This is a genomic window from Streptomyces sp. NPDC005496 (genome assembly GCF_042872045.1).
GTDB lineage: Bacteria > Actinomycetota > Actinomycetes > Streptomycetales > Streptomycetaceae > Streptomyces.
The window spans coordinates 377,277-396,150 of record NZ_JBIAJQ010000006.1 but is presented as its reverse complement, the minus strand read 5'-3'; the positions used below and the strand labels follow the sequence as shown (position 1 = coordinate 396,150).

19 protein-coding genes are annotated in these 18,874 nt (G+C 68.8%); 7 read left to right on the top strand and 12 right to left on the bottom strand.

The genetic code is table 11. The features are described 5' to 3' along the window. Positions 1-30 precede the first annotated feature (30 nt). The 3 genes from ACFYQQ_RS20920 to ACFYQQ_RS20910 form a co-directional block, all read right to left on the bottom strand. Positions 31-1,005, bottom strand: a complete 975-nt coding sequence (locus ACFYQQ_RS20920) for a helix-turn-helix domain-containing protein (protein WP_355784118.1) — start codon at positions 1,003-1,005, stop codon at positions 31-33. A 252-nt stretch (positions 1,006-1,257) separates the two neighbouring features. Next, complete coding sequence (locus ACFYQQ_RS20915; RefSeq protein WP_355784115.1) at positions 1,258-1,644, bottom strand: DUF6221 family protein; 387 nt, start codon at positions 1,642-1,644, stop codon at positions 1,258-1,260. Positions 1,645-2,210: 566 nt separating this feature from the next. Further along, positions 2,211-3,326 carry a serine hydrolase domain-containing protein gene (locus ACFYQQ_RS20910; protein WP_355784129.1) on the bottom strand — a complete coding sequence of 372 codons (1,116 nt, stop codon included), beginning with the start codon at positions 3,324-3,326 and terminating at the stop codon, positions 2,211-2,213. A gap of 162 nt (positions 3,327-3,488) precedes the next feature. Between ACFYQQ_RS20910 and ACFYQQ_RS20905 the strand changes: the two genes are divergently transcribed. Further along, positions 3,489-4,442 carry an AraC family transcriptional regulator gene (locus ACFYQQ_RS20905; RefSeq protein ID WP_355784112.1) on the top strand — a complete coding sequence of 318 codons (954 nt, stop codon included), beginning with the start codon at positions 3,489-3,491 and terminating at the stop codon, positions 4,440-4,442. A 35-nt stretch (positions 4,443-4,477) separates the two neighbouring features. Here the strand turns inward: ACFYQQ_RS20905 and ACFYQQ_RS20900 are convergent, their stop codons facing one another. From ACFYQQ_RS20900 to ACFYQQ_RS20880, 5 genes are all read right to left on the bottom strand, one after another. Beyond that, positions 4,478-5,914, bottom strand: a complete 1,437-nt coding sequence (locus tag ACFYQQ_RS20900; RefSeq protein ID WP_356244551.1) for an FG-GAP repeat protein — start codon at positions 5,912-5,914, stop codon at positions 4,478-4,480. 246 nt (positions 5,915-6,160) lie between these two features. Next, on the bottom strand, positions 6,161-6,634 hold the full coding sequence (locus ACFYQQ_RS20895; RefSeq protein WP_355780835.1) for an N-acetyltransferase family protein: 474 nt from the start codon (positions 6,632-6,634) through the stop codon (positions 6,161-6,163). Between the two features lie 29 nt (positions 6,635-6,663). Then, positions 6,664-7,083: an arsenate reductase ArsC gene (locus ACFYQQ_RS20890; protein ID WP_355780824.1), complete on the bottom strand. Its 420-nt coding sequence runs from the start codon at positions 7,081-7,083 to the stop codon at positions 6,664-6,666. After that, on the bottom strand, positions 7,080-7,856 hold the full coding sequence (locus ACFYQQ_RS20885; RefSeq protein WP_355780821.1) for an MIP/aquaporin family protein: 777 nt from the start codon (positions 7,854-7,856) through the stop codon (positions 7,080-7,082). Before ACFYQQ_RS20885 ends, ACFYQQ_RS20890 begins: the two co-directional genes overlap by 4 nt. Further along, entirely contained in the window at positions 7,853-8,230 is a 378-nt protein-coding gene (locus ACFYQQ_RS20880; protein WP_388904939.1) for an ArsR/SmtB family transcription factor, read from the bottom strand. Before ACFYQQ_RS20880 ends, ACFYQQ_RS20885 begins: the two co-directional genes overlap by 4 nt. 89 nt (positions 8,231-8,319) lie before the next feature. Between ACFYQQ_RS20880 and ACFYQQ_RS20875 the strand changes: the two genes are divergently transcribed. Then, positions 8,320-8,826: an ArsI/CadI family heavy metal resistance metalloenzyme gene (locus ACFYQQ_RS20875; RefSeq protein WP_355780818.1), complete on the top strand. Its 507-nt coding sequence runs from the start codon at positions 8,320-8,322 to the stop codon at positions 8,824-8,826. 237 nt (positions 8,827-9,063) lie between these two features. Here the strand turns inward: ACFYQQ_RS20875 and ACFYQQ_RS20870 are convergent, their stop codons facing one another. Next, complete coding sequence (locus ACFYQQ_RS20870; protein WP_388904938.1) at positions 9,064-11,430, bottom strand: discoidin domain-containing protein; 2,367 nt, start codon at positions 11,428-11,430, stop codon at positions 9,064-9,066. 65 nt (positions 11,431-11,495) lie between these two features. Between ACFYQQ_RS20870 and ACFYQQ_RS20865 the strand changes: the two genes are divergently transcribed. Next, entirely contained in the window at positions 11,496-11,684 is a 189-nt protein-coding gene (locus ACFYQQ_RS20865; protein WP_355780812.1) for a hypothetical protein, read from the top strand. Between the two features lie 54 nt (positions 11,685-11,738). On the opposite strand, the gene ACFYQQ_RS20860 is transcribed toward ACFYQQ_RS20865, so the two are convergent. Then, positions 11,739-12,284: an AAA family ATPase gene (locus ACFYQQ_RS20860; RefSeq protein WP_355780809.1), complete on the bottom strand. Its 546-nt coding sequence runs from the start codon at positions 12,282-12,284 to the stop codon at positions 11,739-11,741. A gap of 135 nt (positions 12,285-12,419) precedes the next feature. Beyond that, positions 12,420-13,019 (bottom strand): helix-turn-helix domain-containing protein, encoded by a 600-nt coding sequence (locus ACFYQQ_RS20855; RefSeq protein ID WP_356244554.1) that lies wholly within the window; start codon positions 13,017-13,019, stop codon positions 12,420-12,422. A 61-nt stretch (positions 13,020-13,080) separates the two neighbouring features. On the opposite strand from ACFYQQ_RS20855, the gene ACFYQQ_RS20850 reads away from it, so the two are divergent. Further along, complete coding sequence (locus ACFYQQ_RS20850; protein WP_355780806.1) at positions 13,081-13,911, top strand: class I SAM-dependent methyltransferase; 831 nt, start codon at positions 13,081-13,083, stop codon at positions 13,909-13,911. A 142-nt stretch (positions 13,912-14,053) separates the two neighbouring features. Here the strand turns inward: ACFYQQ_RS20850 and ACFYQQ_RS20845 are convergent, their stop codons facing one another. Then, the gene (locus ACFYQQ_RS20845; protein WP_388904937.1) at positions 14,054-15,370 is read right to left on the bottom strand and encodes a helix-turn-helix domain-containing protein; all 1,317 of its coding nucleotides are present in this window, start codon (positions 15,368-15,370) and stop codon (positions 14,054-14,056) included. Positions 15,371-15,954: 584 nt separating this feature from the next. On the opposite strand from ACFYQQ_RS20845, the gene ACFYQQ_RS20840 reads away from it, so the two are divergent. The 3 genes from ACFYQQ_RS20840 (at position 15,955) to ACFYQQ_RS20830 (ending at position 18,865) form a co-directional block, all read left to right on the top strand. Further along, complete coding sequence (locus ACFYQQ_RS20840; protein WP_355794448.1) at positions 15,955-16,479, top strand: hypothetical protein; 525 nt, start codon at positions 15,955-15,957, stop codon at positions 16,477-16,479. Positions 16,480-17,072: 593 nt separating this feature from the next. Continuing rightward, a complete protein-coding gene (locus ACFYQQ_RS20835) occupies positions 17,073-18,266 on the top strand; it encodes an ROK family transcriptional regulator (protein ID WP_356175804.1) in 1,194 nt (397 codons plus the stop codon). A gap of 371 nt (positions 18,267-18,637) precedes the next feature. Beyond that, positions 18,638-18,865 carry a lasso RiPP family leader peptide-containing protein gene (locus tag ACFYQQ_RS20830; RefSeq protein WP_388904936.1) on the top strand — a complete coding sequence of 76 codons (228 nt, stop codon included), beginning with the start codon at positions 18,638-18,640 and terminating at the stop codon, positions 18,863-18,865. The last annotated feature ends 9 nt before the right edge of the window (positions 18,866-18,874 follow it).

The following is an 18,874-nucleotide window of genomic DNA, read 5'->3' as shown; positions in this document are numbered from 1 at the left end:
GCGACGCCGTTCACCTGTCGCCGTCTGCGGTCACGGCTGAAATTCGCCGTATGTGGCCGAAGAGCCACTTGGTGCGGCAGGGATCCGGCGGAGCAGGGCCACCCCGAGCGGAGTCAGGGTGTGCAGCACGATGTTGTGCCACCGTCGGCTGGTGATCAGACCCGCGTCGCGCAGCACGTTGGTGTGATGCGTGGCGGTGGAGGGCGAAACCCCTAGGACCCGCGCCAGCTCCGAGGTGGTGGCACCAAGAACCAGTGACCGCAGCGCGGCGGCGCGGGTCCGGCCCAGGAGGGCGGCGAGCGGTGCGTCGGCGGCGTCGGCCGCGGCCGGTTGCCGGGAGTCGTGCAAGGGATAGACCAGTACCGGGGGCAGGGCGTTGTCGGCCACGGAGATCGGCGACTGCCAGCAGAAGTACGACGGGACGAGGCGCAATCCGCGGCCGTCGAGGTACAGGTCCCGGTCTTCCACGTAGTCGACGTGCAGGACCGGGGCACGCCAGCGCATGGTCGGCGACAGCCCGGTGAGCAGCCCGTCGATGCCGGTGTCGAGGGTCTGTCGGGCCCACAGTGCGCGTTCCCCGGCGACCGCCGCGTGGATACGGTCGTGGTGGGGCGCGATGACCGCCTCGTAGTAGGCACGCAGGGCGTTGGCGAGCGTTTCACGGGTGCCACGCTCGACCAGGCGGGGAGCCCATGACGGGGAGCCGCTGAGCCGGGCGAGCATGCCCACCTCGCGAGAGATGCGGGCGGGTGGCGTGTCCACGAACGCCGCAAGTCCCTTGTCCAGTCCCTCGGCGGACTCGTGCGGAGTGAGCGAGTCGGGGAAGTACAACGCCCGGGGCGCGATCGGAACGAGCAGCCGGCGGACGGCCGCACCGAGTGCCGTGCCGGCCAGGGCCTCCCGGGTGGCGCGGTACCAGTCCGCGTAGGCCCAACGCCCGCGCGTGGTCTGGAGCCTGTGCAGACTGCAGACGATCTCCCAGAGCGGATCCGGTGTGCCCGACACCCGGATACGCGATAAGTCCTCAGGCGTGAAATGAATACGCAGCACGGGATTCGCCCCCGAATCGGTTCTCCTCGGCTCGGGGATCCGCTCGGGCGTCTGCCGTCAGGGAGGATCACAGCTCCCTCGGTTCACCCGGATCCCTCAGAAGCCCTGATACCACTCCCACTTATCAGGCGAGGCAGGGAATGTACAGGCTTGAGTGCCGCGGCCTTCCTTGCAGGGTGTCGGGCGAGACGCGCCTCCGCGCTGCGCCTACGGCTTCCACTCCTCGCGGCATCCTGCGCGGTCCACGTAGCCGGCCACCATGTCCCGCAGCTCGACGCACGGCCAGTCGTCCCCATCAAGGATCGTCACCTGACAGAGGGGGCAGCCCAGGACGTAGGTGGTGGGGTCGGCCGGGTCGCTGTTGCGGCCCACCATCATCTGCGGGGTGTGGCGTTCGAGGCGACGCCGGTTCGCCTGCACCTCCCGCAGCACCCGTGCCGGGCGGTGAGCCGCGATGTGCCGTGCCTCAGCTGCCATCTCCGAGGAAAGGGGCTCGATTCGACTAAGAATTTGATTCAGCTCCGGGTCCGACGCTTGGGCGAGCTGTTCGTCCTCGTCGAGTTGCTCGCCCAGCCACCGCACCAGTTCATCCATGTGACGCCCCTTTCGCCTTCTTCCTACGATCCTTCCGACCACAGCCAGACCGCAGTGCGATCTTCTGTCGTCATTGGCGACACACTGGCCTCTCGTGCGATCTTTCGTACGGAGGCGCGCTTGGACGTCGGCTACTGAAGCACCGCGTACCGCCCCCTGGCAGGACAAGCCGCTCTGCAAGAGGCTGTCTCGGTTGGCGAGCAGATGAGTACCCGTAGTCAGGTGTACTTGGGGATGGAGCGGCATGCCGGTCGCCCCACAGCGGCCGCAGCGGGCTGGGTGATTTGGTACATGGTCGCCACGGCAGCTTCTCGTCATGCTCTGGTGGGACTGACACCGGTCTTCTGCCGTCGGCTCGCGCCAGCAGAGGAGGGCCTCTGAACCTCCGCCTGGACAGGCAAACGCGCTGATCACGGCGACTCATCGGTGGCAGCTGCGCGGACAGTCGCCGCGTAGAGGGGCGAGGATGTTGTGGCCGGTTGCGGCGGGCCGATGCGTCTTGAGACGACGGCTCCCGCCCACGATCGCCCGCCGCTCGCGCCAACCGGCCACCTCCCCGGGGCCTGTCACTCCAAGCCGCTGTACGCGGCCATGACGATCTCCATGCCTCGGTGGTCCTCCTGCCGGTCCCGGTCGAGCATCTGGTTCATCACGTAGGCCACCGTCATGCGGGCGGCAGGATCGCTTACGACCAGCGAACCACCCCAGCCGCCCCAGCCGAAGGTGTCGCCGAACTTGCCGAAGCCCGTGGTCCAGGACATCGAGATCCCCAGCACGCGGTCCTCGCCGCGGAACACCTCCTGCCACGCAGGCTCGCACCCTTGTGGGGACAGCAGCCGCACGCCGCCGGATGTCCCCCCGTTCGCCAGCACCGATTGGACGAGGGCGACGGATCGGGCGTTGCCGAAGCCGTTCACCGCGGGGATCTGGGCACGCCGCCATGCCACCGAGTTCACGTCACTGACCCGAATGGCCACACCGGTGTTCGCCCGGCGCACACCGTCAGGGCCGGGCGGCGCCTCGGCGGTGAACTCGTCGGTCAGTGCCGGTGGCGGGATGAGCGGCGTCACGCGGTGGTCGAGCTTCGCGGAGAGTCCGATATGGAAATCCGCGCCCAACGGCTGGGCCACCTCCTCGGCGAAGAACTGGCCGAGGCTGCGGCCGGTGATGCGGCGGACGATCTCACCTACGAGGAACCCGAAGGTGAGTGCGTGATAGCCGGCTTCCGTTCCCGGTGTCCAGTCGGGCGTCTGCGCGGCCAGCCCTGCCACGACGCGTTCCCAGTCGTAGAGGTCGTCCACCGTTCTCGGACCGGAGAGGTCCGGGAGGCCCGCGGTGTGGGACAGCACGTGCCGTACGAGCACGTTGTCCTTGCCTGCCGCGGCGAACTCGGGCCAGTAGGCGGCCACCGGTGCGGACAGATCGAGCCGGCCGCGGTCAGCCAGGACGAGCGCGCACAGGGCGGTCATGTTCTTGCTCGTCGAGTTCACTCCCACGAGGGTGTCGCGCTCCCAGGCTACGGAGCGGTCCGCATCGGCGTGGCCGCCCCAGATGTCGACCACCGGCTCGCCGTCCACGAAGACGGCAGCCGAAGCGCCCACGTCGTCCTTGCCGAGCAGAACCTTCAGTGCGTCACGGACTGCGACGAAACGCGGTGCGCAATAGCCCTCGATGTCAGTCATGGCGTAAGCCTCGGTCGGCACGCGGGGCTCCGGCCCGACAGTTCCCGCACCGGTTCTGTCGGGCGCGGCGTAGCCGGACATCCGGTATTCAATCAGCACAGCTTCGGCTGCTCCCCCGATGATTGCTGCCACAGGAGCGAGCGAACCAAGGACGGATTGCGGATGCTGGAGCGGTTCAATCAGGCGCTGGACCATCTGGAGGGGTGTCTCGACCGCGAGATCGACATGGCGGAGGTGTCTCGGATCGCCGCGGTGTCGGAGTACCACTTCCGGCGGATGTTCTCCGCGCTCGCCGGGATGCCCCTCTCGGTCTACGTCCGGCGTCGGCGCATGACGCTCGCCGGTGCCGAGGTGCTGGCCGGGGAACGGACGCTGCTCGATGTCGCGGTGCGCTACGGGTACGGCTCGGGCGAGGCGTTCGCACGCGCCTTCCGCTCGGTGCACGGAATCGGACCGGGCGAGGCCCGGCTCGCGGGAGCCGTGCTGACGTCCCAACCGCGCGTGTCCTTCCGCGTGGTCGTCGAGGGGAGTACGGCCATGCGTTACGGGATCGTGGAGAAGGGGCCGTTTCGGGTCGTCGGTCGGAAGGCCACCGTCCCGCTCGTTCACGAAGGGGTCAACGCGGCCGCCGCGGCACACGTACGGGGCTTGGACGAGCAGACAGTCGCTTGCATGAAGGCCATGAATGACGGTGAGCCTGCGGGTGTCCTGTCCGCGGTGGTGTACCTGACGGACAGCCGGGAGGAAGGAGCCGGGGCGGACTTCTGGGTCGGCGTGGTGACCGGCCCGGAGACGGCCTCGAAGGAGTTCGACGTCCTTGAGGTGCCGGCCGGTACGTGGGCTGTCTTCGACGACCACGGGCCGTACCCGAGCTCCCTCCAGCAGTTGTGGCGGGACGTGTTCACGCAGTGGTTCCCCTCCAACCCGTATGTGGCGCGGGCGGGTCCGGAGCTCCTGCGAACCCGCCCGGTCGAGGTCGGGGTAGTGACCGACTCCCAGCTGTGGATTCCAGTTGAACGGGTCGGGGGGGCGCCAAGGCGTGAAGACGGTCACGGTCAGCGTCGAGCCGGCCCGACGCCGGAGGGCTGGGAGCCGGCCACCGCATCAGCTGGGTGAGCGATGCTCCGGCGCCGGGGACGTGCTCAGCTCCCCTAAAACCCCAGCACCTCGCCGTACTTGACGGCCCCGTTGGGCAGCGCGAAGCCGAACGGGGTCAGCGACTTGCCCAGCGGATACGTCTCCTCGGTGCTGCTCGGCACGAACCAGACGCCACCCGACCTGGGCTCACCGGCGTTCTCGCCGGGCGCGCTCACCGCGGTGTCCCGGAGCCCGTCGCGGTTGTAGTCGCCGACGGCGACCTGGGCGCCGAAGCGGTCGCCCGCCTCGGCCGTGCCGGGCATGTTCGGGGTGCTCTGGCTACGGGCCGTCCCTCCGTAGGGGCCGTGCTCGGTGCCGTTCAATGTGACGAAGCCGCCCGCGTCCTTCACGGTGCCCACGTCCTCGCCCGGCACGCCGACCACCAGCTCCGGCCGGTCGTCGCCGTTGAGGTCTCCGGCGGACAGCGCGGCGCCGAAATCGTCGCCCTCCTCGGAGGCACCCCCGACCTCAGGGCTCGACTGGGTGATGCACTGGTTCTCGGTGCCGAAGGCGGCGGTCCTGGAACCCTCGAACAGGAGCACCGCACCACCGAGCCGTTCCGGGCAATGCGTCGTCTCCGACTCGGGGTTGGGCTGGACGAGGCCGACCGCCAGGTCGTCGGTGCCGTCCCCGTCGAAGTCTGCGGCCGCGAGTGCGCTGCCGCGGTCGGCGTCGGCCCACCACCGGGCCGGGTTGCCCTGGCCGTCCCAGCGCGTGATGAAGGTGCCGGAGTCCTCCAGACCCCGCCAGGTCGCCGCGAGATCGTCCCGGCCGTCGCCGTCGAAGTCGCCGGTGGCAAGGTCGCTGGTGGTGCCGCTCATCGAATAGCTGCGCAGGACGGTGGTGGTCACCGGGTCCGCGGTGAGCGGCCCCGGGCGGAACCGGAGCGTGCCGTGCTCCTCACCGTTCTCGCCGTACGCGAGGTCGGTGTCCCCGTCGCCGTCGTAGTCGCCGGTGGCGATGCTGCCGCCGATCCTGCTGTACTCGGACGTGCCCCTGGCCACTGTGGTGCCCTTGACGTTCCACTCCGAGCCGTCGATGACGGTGATGGTGCCCTCGTCCTTGAGCTGATCGGACGTGAGCGACTCCCCGCTCGCGCCGACGACGAGTTCGAAGACGCCGTCACCGTTCACGTCGACGGGCGCTACGGAGGACCCGAAGCGATCGCCCGCCTCCGGCGTTCCGGGTATACCGGCCTCGGCCTGGCTGATTACGCCGGTGGACTGGCTCGGGCTCTGCGGGCCGCCGAAGATGACGCTCACGTAACCCGCCTTGGCCTTGCCGTCCACCGTGGCGTTGGGCATGCCGACCGCGATGTCCGCGTATCCGTCGCCGTTGAAGTCGAAGCGGGGAGTCGTCGCAGCCGTCGCGCTCCCGGCGAGTGGCAGGATCAGACCGGCGGCGGTGAGAGCTGCTACGGCGGCTGTGGCGGCCAGGGTGCGTGTACGCACGGTGGAACTCCCGTGAGTCGAGGAGGAAATGGGGGCGATGGTCTTCGCAGGTGTGACTCACGAGGTGTACGGAGGGTTGTGTGACGGTGGCGACCACGAAAACGCGGTCGATCACCAGCCGTGTACTTGACGGCAGTGAGACGGGGCGCCTCGGCGGGACCGCGTCCTCAGGCAAGCCGGCGAGGTGGAGCACCTCGACCGCTCTCGCGCCTCGTACACGCGGGCTGCCGGGACCCCAGATCCGGCTCAGTCGATGACCGGGCTGCGGCGCTCGATCAGGACCACGTCGCGCCACCGGCCGTTGTGCTGACCGATACGCTCGCGGGTACCGATGACCCGGAAACCGGCCCGCTGATGCAGGGCGAGGCTGGCGATGTTCTCGGGAAAGACGCCGGACTGGATCGTCCAGAGGCCCGCCGCCTCGGTGGAGGCGATCAGAGCGGTCAGCAGGGCCAGGCCCGCACCGCGGCCGCGAGCCTCGGGATGGACGTAGACGGAGTGCTCGACCACTCCGGCGTACGCGCACCGGTCGGACACGGGCACCACCCCTACCCAGCCCACCACTTGGCCTTCGTCGTCCAGTGCGACGAAACGGTGGTCGGGCAGCTTGGCCGCGTCGAATACGTCCCAGGTCGGGGCGACGGTCTCGAAGGTGGCGTTCTGCTCGTCGATGCCGAGCTGGTAGATCTCCAGTACGGCCGTGGCGTGCTCGGGCAGCATCGCCGCGACGTGTACGCCGGTGGCCGTCCTCACGCCGTCCCCTCGGTGCCGAGCTCGGCGAGCAGGTCGCGGATGCGCCGCTCGATCTCGTCCCTGATCGGCCGGACGGCCTCGACACCCTGACCGGCGGGATCGTCCAGCTGCCAGTCCAGGTAGCGCTTACCGGGGAAGTAGGGGCAGGCGTCTCCGCAGCCCATGGTGATGACCACGTCCGAGGCCTGCACCGCCTCTACCGTGAGGACTTTCGGGATCTGAGCGGAGATGTCGATGCCCACCTCCCTCATGGCCTCTACCACGGAAGGGTTCACGGCGTCGGCGGGGGCGGAGCCGGCCGAGCGGACCTGGACCTTGTCACCGGCGAGGTGGGTGAGGAAGGCCGCGGCCATCTGGGAGCGGCCCGCGTTGTGCACGCAGACGAACAGCACGGAGGGGGCGGTGGGAGCGCTCATGAGGACATGGTGCTTTCTTCAGCAGGTCGGGCGGGGGCGGCAAGACACTGCTCGCCGTGCGGGACGACGGCCTCGTCCCCGGTCACGGGCGCCGGGCGGCCGAAGGTGAGGGCGACCAGGACCACGCCGAGGCCGGAGCCGGCGAGCTGAGCGGCGAGGAACGGTGCCACGGAGGCGGGAGCGATACCGGCGAAGGTGTCGGTGAACGCCCGGCCGATGGTCACGGCCGGGTTGGCGAAGCTGGTGGAGGAGGTGAACCAGTAGGCGGCGCCGATGTAGGAGGCGACCGCTACCGGCGCCAGGTGGGCCCGGCCCGCCCGGGCCAGTCCGAAGATCAGCCAGACCAGTCCCGCGGTGGCGACCAGTTCGGCGAGCCACAGGTGCCCGGCGGACCGGTCGTGCGTCGACCACTGCACCAGCGGCCGGGCGAACATGGCGTCGGCGAGGACCGCGCCGCCTATGGCCCCGGTGATCTGGGCGGGCACGTAGGCGGCCACCTCCCGCGGACCGGGGCCCTCAGCGGTACGGCGGCCCGTGTACCAAGCGGCGAGCGTCACGACGGGATTGAAATGCGCGCCGGAGACCGGCCCGAGCAGAGCGATGAGCACGCCGAGGCCGAATACGGTGGCCAAGGAGTTGGCCAGCAGCTGCACGCCGACGTCGCGGGTCAACTCGGTCGCCTGAATCCCGGAACCGACCACGACGGCCACCAGTGCGGCCGTGCCGATCGCCTCGGCCACCGCCTGCCGCACCAGCGGCACCGGGGCGCTCACACGGCCGCCTTGGCGGGCGCGGCAGGGGTCTCCAGCAGGGCGGACAGCTTCGCGAGGGCCTCGGGGAGCACCCAGTAGTACACCCAGGTGCCGCGCCGCTCGGAGCCGACGAGGCCGGCCTCCCGCAGCACCTTCAGGTGGTGGGAGATGGTCGGCTGAGAAACGTCGAACGGGCCGGTCAGGTCGCACACGCACGCCTCCCCGCCCTCGTGCGAGGCGATCAGGGACAGCAGTCGCAGCCGGACGGGATCCGACAGAGCCTTGAACATCCGCGACAGCTCGGCTGCGCCGGCTTCGCCCAGCGGCTCGCGGACCATCGGGGCGCAGCACTCCCCGTCCTGGACGAGCACCGCCAGATCAGCTTGTTTCGGCATGGCTCTATGTTGACATCTGTCTATCCAGGTGGCAACCTCGCTTGTATCGACAGCCGTCGATACAGCATCGTCTGCAAGGGGAGACCGCCATGTCCCGAGTCCAGCTCGCCCTGCGCGTCGCCGATCTGGAAGGCTCGATCGCCTTCTACTCCAAGCTCTTCGCCACCGAGCCCGCCAAGCGGCGCGACGGCTACGCCAACTTCGCTCTCACCGAGCCCCCGCTGAAGCTCGTCCTCATCGAGGGCGAGGCCGGTGAGGAGACCCGCCTGGACCACCTCGGCGTCGAGGTCGCCAGTACCGAGGAGGTCACCGCCGCCACGACCCGGCTGAGGGAAACGGGCCTGGCCACATTCGAGGAGTCCGACACCTCCTGCTGTTACGCCGTGCAGGACAAGGTCTGGGTGACCGGCCCGGGCAGGGAGCCGTGGGAGGTGTACGTGGTCAAGGCCGATGCCGACACCCTGGAGAAGTCCGGCACCGCCCCGGACGCCTGCTGCGGCACCACCGCCTGCTGCACCCCCGAGGAGCAGGCCCTCGACTCCTCCCAGACCTCGACCCAGGCCAAGGCGGCCGCCGGTTGCGCCTGCGCCGGCTGACCGGTGGCCGGCCGGAAGCAGTCGCATCGGCAGCACGCGCGCGACCGCTCGGCGCCGCCGCCGAGCCACCGGCGCAGGTGACTGCACTTGCCCCGAGCTACCGGAAGCCGCACAGAGTGAGCTCTTGCCCGACTGGGACGGGAGACTTCGCTGGACTGCCGAATCCACGAAAGGACCGCCGCTTCCCCAAGGCGGCGGTCCTTCCTGTCAGCTTGCGCGCCAGGTGTCGGGTCGGGGCTATTCGGTGTAGGCCTCGATTTCGGAGAGCTGCGCCGCGGGCCATCCGGTGTTCGCCGTGATCAGCACGCGGAGGTGGCGAGTCGCGGTACCGGGCAGGGTGATCGTCACGGTGTTGCCGCTCGACGGATTGAAGGTGTAGTCCGCTGCCGCCTTGAGTGTGGTGTAAGTGTCGTTGTCAGTGCTGCCCTTGACGCTGAGGGTCTGGATGCGGGTGGCCCAGGCGGACGCCGGGGGCAGTTTGAGGACCATCCGTTTGACCGTCTTGGCGGCGCCGAGGTCGACGGTCACGGATTGCGGGAAGCTGTTGTTCGCACTCTCCCAGTACGTGTTGGCGTTGCCGTCCACCGCGTTGGACGCGCCGTACACGTCCGTGTGGCTCGACTCGCTGACCGGGCGGCTCTTCGCGAGGTTCACCGTGGGGTCGGTCGGCGGGTCCGTCGGAGGATCGGTGGGGTCGGTGGGCGGGTCCGTCGGCGGGGTGCCACCGCCGGGGACGCCGTTGTTGGTCCACTTCGGCGCGGGCCAAGTACCCGTGCAGACCGGCGGGTCGGCGTACCAGCCGCTGTTGCCGCTGCCTCGCGTGATCTGGAAACCGGAGCCGACGCAGTTGTGGATCGGATTGGACTGGCCGATGTTCGTGGCTGTGACGTTGCTGAAGGATGCCGTGCCGGGGGCCTGGATCTGCAGGGCGTAGGTACCGGCCCCGTCGATCCGGACGTGGTCGAAGTGCAGTCCCCGGGTGGCACCCTCGATGTTCATGATCGCGGCGTAGGAACTGTCGAGTATCTCGCTGTCGGTGATGTTGATCGTGGCGTCGAGGGCCTCGTTGAGCCCGCTGAACCAGACCGCGCCGACCCCGAACTGCCAGTTGTAGTCACTGTTCCCGGTCCGGATCAGCGTGTTCCGCGCGGCCGTCGTGGTGCCGGAGACGGCGGTCCCCTGACCGGAGTTGACCCCCGGGTACCGGTTGGCGACGTGCAGGCCGCCGCCGTTGGTGACGGTGTCCGACATGACGTTGTCGGAGATGGTGATGTCCTTGCCGCCGTACGTCACGATGTTGTTGGCGAGGATGGGCAGGATCACCGTGTTGAACGTGAACTTGTTCTTCACGTTCGGGATGTTCTCCGCCCACATGGCCAGTCCGTCGTCCCCCGTGTTGCGTACGAAGGTGTTGGTGACGGTGGAGTTGGTCACGCCCATGTGGAAGTTGACGCCGTCCGCGGTCTGATCCAGGATGCGGCTGTTCTTGATGGTGAAGTTGTCCATCGGCCCGTCCATCCAGGCCCCGCACTTGGTGTGCTGCATCCACACGTTGTCGACGGTGGAGTCGGACATCGCGCCGCCGATGGCGTTGACCTGGTCGTTGTCCTCGCGTTCGCGGATGTCACCGATGATGGCGAAGTTCTTGAGGACCACGTTCTTGCTGCCGCCCTGTGCGGCGTACTTGCCGTACACCCCGACGGCCTTCGAGCGGTTCGAGGGGTCGCGGCCGGTCAGGACGCTGTACCAGGGGCCCGCTCCCGCCACCGTCACCTGGTCGACGACGATGTGGTCCCGCACGTTGAAGGTGCCTTTCGGGATGTAGACCGTCTTGCCCTGGGCCTTGCCGGCGTCGACCGCCGCCTGGATCTTGGCCGTCGAGTCCGTGGCTCCCGTCGGGTCGGCGCCGAAGTCACTGACGACGTCGAGTGCTCCGGACGGCTTGTCCAGCGGCGCGCCCACCTGCTCGAAGTCCGCGAGGTCGATGGTGAACGACGGGGACGCGCTGGTGGAGGACACCTGAAGGCGCACCTTGCTGCCCGCGGGCAGGGTGGAGCCGAACGTGGTGCGCGCCTCGTCGTAGAAGTGGTGCGGGTTGGTGTCGCCGGGGTTGTTGTTGAACGGATAACCGCCGTAGTACCAGCCGTACTTGGAGGTCACGGGCACGCTCTTGAGCTGGCTCCCGTTCACCTTCACATCCAGGTCGGCGTCGCGGCCGGTGCCCGCGGAGTTGTCCGGGAGGGAGTAGCGGAACGTCATGGCGTTCGCCGGTGCGGTGAGCGTGAACTCGACGTACTCGCCCGCCGCGTCCAGGGTGACCGCCTGGCGACCGGAGGCCTCCGACGGAAGGCGGCCGTACAGACGGTCCGGTCCGATCAGGGTGCCGTTGGTGGCGGCGTACTCGGCCTCCTGCTCCTTGAACGGGACGGTGGCTCCGCGGCCGGAGATTCCCACGGGGGAAGGGGCGGGCACGCCGGCGGCGACGGCGTCGGGGGCCGACACCGCGACGGCGGCGATGGTTCCCGCCGCGGCGAGGATCAGGGAAAGGGATGCCGACACGCCACGGCGCAGCGGTCTGCGTTGGGGAAGGGGGGTCACAGGCATGTCCTTCTGAACTCATGGGGGGAGTGCGGACGCAGGAAGGCTATGAGCGCCTGGGTAAGAAGTCCATGACCGTGCGCAAAATCCGTATGCAGAACTGCAAAATATGGATGATCTCAAATCATGCACGCGACGACGGCGGGGCTCAGCAGGTCACCACGGACCTGCGGGACCTTCGAATGCCCTGCGGCAGCGGCGCGTTCACCGAGGACGCGGGCACGGCGGTTGCCGAGCGCGACAACGCACCCTGCTGGTAGCGGATCGATGCGGCCGCAACGTCGCGGAGACCCGTGCCGCAACAGGCCCCCGAGTCAGCGGTCGACGGCCGGCAGGTCGACGAGACCGGTCTCGTTCATGATGCGGTCGACGATCTGATGCAGACCCCTGTCGGCGCCGATGACGGTCTCGACTCCGCCGGGCAGCAGATCACGCACCCGGTACCACTCGCGCAGCTGCGTCTCGGTGACCTCGTCGGCGATGGGTTTGGTGGTGTGCCGCGCGAGGGTCTCCTCAAAAGGAACGTCCAGGTAGTAGCCGCGAGTTGGACCGTGATGGTCGGCACGCAACTGCGCCAGCATCTCGCCGTAGTGGTCGGCGTAGAGGATGCCTTCGACTACGACGTGAAATCCGGCATCAAGGGCGTAACGTGCGGTCAGGTCGATGAGGCCGATGTTCGCCGCTCCGGGCCGGTCGCGCTCTCGAAGCACGATGCGGCGCAGATTGTCCTGGCCGACCAGGGCCAGGCCGCGGCCGAACCGCTCGCGCAAGCCGGCCGCGACGGACGACTTCCCTGAAGCACTGTTGCCGCGCAGAATGATCAGCCGGGTCTCTCCGGTGCCCACCACCACAGCGGCCACGCTATCCAAAGCCAGCCCATACCGAGGACCGTGCCAAGTACGCCCTCCTCACAGGTGACATGAGATCGCGTCATTCAGATACGCGTTCACGGCGAGGACTTCAGGGCGGGCGCGCGAGCACCGTTGCCGCTGACGTCACACGCGTGGCGGTTGCAAGACGCCTGCGATGACCGCGGTCACCGTCCTGCGGACGACGGTGATCTGCGGCGGAGGGCTCGTACGGTCGGCGAACAGCAGGTGCGCGGCTCCGACGAGGGTGGGGGCGAGCGTGTCGATGTCGGCGTCGTCGGCCACGCGGCCGAGGTCCCGCTCGGCGTCAAGGTAGTTGGCGATCATGGAAGTTGCCTGCATGGCGAGCGGGATACCGGTGAGACCGGCCTGGCGCAATTGGGCGCGTAGGCCGTCGCGGAAGGTGATGAGTGCGACGATCGCCACCGTGACCGGGCCGAACAGGTCCTGCAGAGCCTCGGTCAGGTTGTCCACCACGCTCCCGGTTCCCGCGGCCGCGTGCAGAACCGTGGCCCGGTCTTCGATCTCGCGGATGCGGTCCAGGACCAGTTCGGTCAGGAAGGCATCGAAATCGGTGAAGTGCCGGTGCAGTACACCCTTGGCGCAGTTCGCCTCCTCCGTGACAGCCCGACTCGTCAGCGCGTCGGGCCCGTCCCGAAGCAAGACGCGCTCGGCGGCCTCGAACAACTGGCCGCGCACATTGCGGATATGCACCCCTGACGGCATCGCTCTCTTTTCCGTTTCGGTCCGCTTCCCCAAGTGGGCAAGCGCCCATTAGAGTGGGCGCATGCCCATTTTATCGCAGGGCCAGCCGGACCACGCCGGACCCGAACCTCATCAACACCGTTACGTAGCGCAGTCGTTCGGCGCGGACGCGGAACGCTACGACCGCGCCCGACCTGCCTATCCCGAAGCTCTGGTGGAACGGATCGTCACGGCAAGTCCCGGACGGGACGTCCTGGATGTGGGAGCCGGGACCGGCATCGAAGCCCGGCAGTTCCAAGCGGCCGGCTGCACGGTGCTCGGTATCGAGCCCGACGAGCGGATGGCATCCTTCGCCCGGCGCAGCCGAGTTGAGGTCGAGGTAGCCAGGTTCGAGGACTGGCAACCGGCCGGACGGCAGTTCGACATGGTCATCGCCGGTACCGCCTGGCACTGGGTCGATCCCGTCGCCGGCGCGGCCAAGGCGGCCGAAGTACTCAGGCCCGGCGGACGTCTCGCGCCGTTCCATCATGTCCCCCAGCTCCCGGAGGAGGTGACCGACGCACTGGCCGAGGCACACCGCCGTGCCGCCCCCGACTCCCCCCTCGACCTCGGTCTGCTGAAGGGAGCGGCCCTGGACGCATCCCGACCGCTGTTCGCGAGAATCGCCGACGGGATCCGGCAGACGGGCAGGTTCAGCGAGCCGGAGCAGTGGCACTTCGCCTGGGAGCGCGCCTACACCCGGGAGGAATGGCTCGACCAGCTCCCCACCCTCGGCGCCCTTACCCAACTCCCCGCGGACAGACTGACGGAGGTCCTGGACAGGGTCGGGGCCGTGATCGACAGGCTCGGCGGCCACATCGTCGTGCCCTACGTCACCGTGGCCGTCACCTCGACCGGCTCCAGTACAGCCTGATCACCACAGACTTCGGGTGTCGCCGGCCGCCTGCAACCCGACTAGCCCGGTGCCCGCCCGGGCGGGCACCTGACCCAGCGAGGAGGGTCATCCGGAGTGTGCTCCGGGGTGTAGCAGTCGGGAGCGGCGACGCACCTCGCCCTCACCTGTCGTACGGCACCCAGGCTCTCGTGCCCGCGTCGTTCGTGCCGTACCAGAAGTGGGCCATCTTCTTGATGCCGGTGGTACGGAACGGGCGGCCGTGGTCATCGATGCGGACCGTGCCGGTGCGGCCCTGGCAGGACCAGTCGAGTTCCAGATACCAGCGGGCGTCACTGGTCTGTGTGGTCGCGTCCACGAGCAACACCTCGGGGTCTGCCGCGGACACCCGGTAAGGGAAGTGCGCGGCCGGGATGACGCGTCCTGCGTCCGCACCGTTCTTGGACCGCACGATGGGACGGTCGGCATCCAGATCCGCAGTGAACCGTCGCAGCGTGAGATCGCTGCCGCAGCCCTGGTCCGTGGCGTACGCGTACCCCGCGGACGGCTCGCCGCGGCTGACGACACGGACGCGGAGCGCCTCCAGGACCACGGCGGTGGACGACCTCCCCTGTACGGAGATCTGCACCATCGTCTGCTGACCGTGCACCGCGTCCTGGGCCGCTGCCCACGCGCCGGCGTCCTGTTGGACGGGAGGCGGCGGCACTTTGGCGGGCGGTTTGCCGACGACGTAGTCGTGGCGGCAACCCAGATCCCAGACCTGCGAGTCGGCACTCCAGGCGAGAGGCAGGCCGGTGAGCGGCTTCTGAGTCCTCGTCCGGCTGTCGTTCGTCACGGCCGGGGCGGAGGTTCCGTGCCGGGAGCGGGGGGACGCCGAACTCCGCGGAGGAGAGGAACCGTCCGTCGGAGTTACCGAGGCGTGAGGTGCGACGGAGGGGGCTGACCGCGGGAGGGAAGCGCCGGACGAGCGATCCCCCGACGGAAGGGACGTGCCTCCCCAAGTGGCCAGCAAGGCGCAGGTGATGGCGGCCGGAACCAGGACGCGCCGACGGCGGTACCAGGCGCCGCGAGCAGGGTGCTCGGCCGGCGTACTTGAGTCGGAACCAAGTCCTGACTGCGCCCCGACGCAGCTCTCCGCAGCGGGTTCGCGGCCCTCGTCCCGTGAAGGTTCCGGAGCAGCAGCCGGTTTGGGGGCCGCCGCTTCCACTGGAGCGCCCGCACGCGTCTGTTGCCGAGCCTCCACCAGCGACATCCACAGACGGTGCAACTCCAGCCGCTCCTGCGGTGTCGCCTGGCAGAAGGCCGCGAGGCGCTCGACGGGCGCGAAGTCCTGCGGCACCGCGTCGCCCTTGCAGTAGCGGTGGAGTGTGGAGGTGTTCATGTTGATGCGGCGCGCCAGGGAGCCGTAACTGCGGTCCGTACGGCTCTTCAACTGCCGCAGCAGGGCCGCGAACTCCTCGACGTCGTCCCGCTTCGACACCGTTCTCCCGTCGTCCGCCCGCGATCCGGGCACTCGTGTACCTGCACGTCAGATGGTCGGGAATGGTTCCACAGGCCCGCAGGGTGACACGCAGTGCGCCAGGGCTCCGACTACGTCCGCGGCCTGACGACGACGCGCCGGCCTCGTGAAGTCCCTGGCGGTTCCTCGGAGCAGCGGCGGACCGCGGCCCGCTCCAAGTCGGGCGCAAGGGGGGTGACCGATCACTCCCCCGAACCGTCCCAGCCGCGCTGGACGGCATCCCAGGCCGCTCTGTTTCTGCAGGTCAACACCCCTGGGACCGTTCCACCGGTGCGAGGTCGGCGCCAGCTGTTGTCGCGCATCCCCGGCGTCGTCAAAGCTTTGGGCATCGCCCCGGCCGGTATCGAACGAGGCGCCCCAGCAGCACGGCGACGACAGCCGACGTGTGCCTGAGTCGTGGGACACGACCGTCTCCGCTCATGCCACGGGGCCTTCCCGTCCTCGCATCGGACGCGGACCGGGGACGACAAGACAGCCGGCACCGGCGACGCGCTCACCGGAGCCGACCAGAGCCAGCACACCACGGACACGAAAAGGGAATTGACATGAACAGCAAGCCCTCCACACACCGCCGACCGGGCCGCCGCGCGGCGGCCATCACCAGCCTCGTCCTGGCTGTCGGACTGGGTGTGGCGACACAACTGCCGGCACAGGCGTCCGTGCATGCCTCTGCACAGGCGTCCGCCGCTGCGCCGGCGCCGGTCAACGGCACCGCCGGTCAGCCGGTCACGCGGGTCGCCGACTTCTACGGTGCGTATGTCGACGCGAAGGGCGACTACATGGACCCGGACTCCACGCTGGCCTCCACCCTCCGCAAGCACTACCTGACGCCCGAGTTCGCCGACCGGCTGGCCGCGTGGGAGGAGGAGAACGGAGCGGACGGCGTCCTGCGAGCCCAGAACATCCCCGCACGGTGGACGGTCACGGACAACGGTGCCGTGGGCAACGGCCACGAGGTCATCGTCACCCTGACGTTCGGCAGCGGGCAGACGGCGCAGAAGACCAAGCTCTTCGTGCTCCTGGAGCGGTACGACCACATCGCCGACATCGAAACCACGAGCGCCCGTTAGGCAACGGAGACAGCCCCCACACGGCGGCCTGCCCCGCCCCGCCCCGCCCCGCCCTGTTCTGCACGGGACGGGGCGGGGCGGTTCGGGGCGCTGCCCTGGTTCTCTCCCGTCGACACCTGCACCGTCGGGTCAGCCGGTCCCGAAGTCGACAGCCGGACCCTCGACGGTTACGACGACGTCCGACGCTGCCTACGCCTGTGGTGAGGGCGCCTGTCGCACAACACGTCACCCGCATCGATTCCGAGCGACGCACCTGCCCTTCCCGATACGAGGACCCACGGCCCGCTTGCCGATCCTTTCTCGCAGCGCCTCGTACTCACGTGGGTCCGCCGTCGGTGTCCTCTCGTTTCGATCAATGGATGAGCATCCTGATCAAAAACGCCCACTTCGGCGACTCTCTCTAGACAATTTCAGCCAATTGCGGAGCGTCAGAGAGATCACGAAGGCTCATCGGGGCACCCAGAAGCCCCACCGGTCACCCTCTTGCCACTCAACTATTCGAAGCCGAAACCGGTTCGAATTGAAGGCCAGGGTGATATTATCTCCGTTTCGATCTAAAAAATCGAGATGCGGATACCGTGGCTGGGGGACCAATGGCGAACGCGGACGATCTCTTAGGCCGGTTACCTGCGGCCAGCCCCACCCGGGCGACGAACCGCAGGAAGGTCCTCCTCGCCGTGGCGATCAAGTCCGGCACGCAAGCCGACATCGCGCATCGCACCCTGCTCTCACAGGCCACCGTGTCGGCCGCGGTCCGCGAACTCGCCGGGGCCGGCCTCGTGCCCACCGCCAAGGAGCGCGGCAAGGTCTGCCTCTCGGCTGTGAACGGTGTCGGCGTGGGCGTGCACCTCGGGTTCAACCACATGACCGTGGTCGCCCGCAGGCTCGACAAGGAATTCGACCAGGTGACTTCCCGGGTCAGCTCGGAGGGCGTCAGCAGAGGCTGGTCCCGGGCCCTGCCCGAGGTCAGGCAGATGATCGATGAAGCGATCGAGGGAACGGGGCAGCGTCGTTCCGACGTGTTCTCCCTCGGCATCGCGGTACCCCGGATGATCAACCCGCGCACCGGCGAGTTCACCCCGCCGATCCTGCCGCCCTGGCGAGCGGGCGACGATCCGGCGGGAGACCTGGGCACGTGGCTGGGCGTGCGCGCCTTCATCGACAACGACGCCAACCTCGGCGCGTTGGCCGAACAGACCTACGGCACACGGGAGCACGCCGAAACGGTGGTCTACGTGAAGGCGTCGACCGGTGTCGGCGCCGGGATCATCGTGCACAACAGCGTGCTGCGCGGGCACGGCGGCATGGCTGGGGAACTGGGGCATCTCACCGTGGACCCGCACGGCGCGGTCTGCCAGTGCGGTGGGCGCGGCTGCCTGGAGACGGTGATCGGCGCCGACGCGCTCATCGCGCAGGTCCGTGCCGCGCGTGCCCGCAACACCGCGCCCGCACCGGAAACGCTGGAACAGGTCATCGGAGCCGCCCAGGCCCAGGACGCGGTCTGCATGCGGGTGATCCACGACGCCGGCCGGCGCCTCGGGCAGTCCCTGGCCCAACTGTGCAACCTGCTCAACCCCGACCTCGTCGTCATCGGCGGGCAGCTCGCTCAAAGTCCCTTGCTGCTGGAGGGCTGCAAGGAGTCGTTGCGCCGTTTCGCGCTGCCCGGCGCGGTCGCCGAGGACTCCAAATTCGTCCTCGACCTCAGCGAACTGGACACCCGGGCCGAGGCCCAGGGCGCTCTGATTCTGGGACTTCGCGGCATGGAGCACCCGGCCGACAACACCTAGGCCCCGACTATCGAACACGCATCCCACCCGCCGGGGGTGCCTACGCAGATACTCGATGGCCGACTTGCCGCGCGGGCCCCTCGCTTCTTCGATATGACGCCGCGGACCCGCTGTCACCGCCGCGTTCGTTCAAATGAGTGAGCGCCGTTGTCCGAATGAGTCAGGGCCTCTCCGGTGACCCCGTCGGGGGGATCGGAAAATCTTTCGTCACCAGGGGATGAGTGCAAGAACTGCCAGGCCGGAGCACCTTCGATCGCGGGCCTGTTCGGCACCTGAAGCTCCTGGGGGATCGCTACACTTTGGGGCCCCGACGACGCCGGAATGGCCGGCGCACGTGTCTTTCCCGTTGCGATCCTTTTCCGGGGCAGCTGATGCCCCTGACCCGAGGCGGCCTCATGACCTACGAGCCTATTGCCGTATCCCCGTACGAGGGTTTCGGATACCCGCGACAAGCGGTGAAGCCCGGGGCAGCGCCGTCCCCCGAGGAACCGGCGCCTTACGAACCGCCGATGCTGGTCGACCTGGGTCATGTCCGTGAGGTGACGCTGGGCAGTTCTCCCAGCGGGAGTGCCGATGCCAATGCCCAGTACTACTACTGATATCCCGGA

Coding starts and splice junctions, on each gene's coding strand:
- ACFYQQ_RS20915 (WP_355784115.1), bottom strand. CDS start 1,644: ATGGATGAACTGGTGCGGTGGCTGGGCGAGCAACTCGACGAGGACGAA.
- ACFYQQ_RS20910 (WP_355784129.1), bottom strand. CDS start 3,326: ATGACTGACATCGAGGGCTATTGCGCACCGCGTTTCGTCGCAGTCCGT.
- ACFYQQ_RS20905 (WP_355784112.1), top strand. CDS start 3,489: ATGCTGGAGCGGTTCAATCAGGCGCTGGACCATCTGGAGGGGTGTCTC.
- ACFYQQ_RS20895 (WP_355780835.1), bottom strand. CDS start 6,634: ATGCTGCCCGAGCACGCCACGGCCGTACTGGAGATCTACCAGCTCGGC.
- ACFYQQ_RS20890 (WP_355780824.1), bottom strand. CDS start 7,083: ATGAGCGCTCCCACCGCCCCCTCCGTGCTGTTCGTCTGCGTGCACAAC.
- ACFYQQ_RS20880 (WP_388904939.1), bottom strand. CDS start 8,230: ATGCCGAAACAAGCTGATCTGGCGGTGCTCGTCCAGGACGGGGAGTGC.
- ACFYQQ_RS20875 (WP_355780818.1), top strand. CDS start 8,320: ATGTCCCGAGTCCAGCTCGCCCTGCGCGTCGCCGATCTGGAAGGCTCG.
- ACFYQQ_RS20870 (WP_388904938.1), bottom strand. CDS start 11,430: ATGCCTGTGACCCCCCTTCCCCAACGCAGACCGCTGCGCCGTGGCGTG.
- ACFYQQ_RS20865 (WP_355780812.1), top strand. CDS start 11,496: ATGACCGTGCGCAAAATCCGTATGCAGAACTGCAAAATATGGATGATC.
- ACFYQQ_RS20855 (WP_356244554.1), bottom strand. CDS start 13,019: ATGCCGTCAGGGGTGCATATCCGCAATGTGCGCGGCCAGTTGTTCGAG.
- ACFYQQ_RS20850 (WP_355780806.1), top strand. CDS start 13,081: ATGCCCATTTTATCGCAGGGCCAGCCGGACCACGCCGGACCCGAACCT.
- ACFYQQ_RS20840 (WP_355794448.1), top strand. CDS start 15,955: ATGAACAGCAAGCCCTCCACACACCGCCGACCGGGCCGCCGCGCGGCG.
- ACFYQQ_RS20835 (WP_356175804.1), top strand. CDS start 17,073: ATGGCGAACGCGGACGATCTCTTAGGCCGGTTACCTGCGGCCAGCCCC.
- ACFYQQ_RS20830 (WP_388904936.1), top strand. CDS start 18,638: ATGCCCCTGACCCGAGGCGGCCTCATGACCTACGAGCCTATTGCCGTA.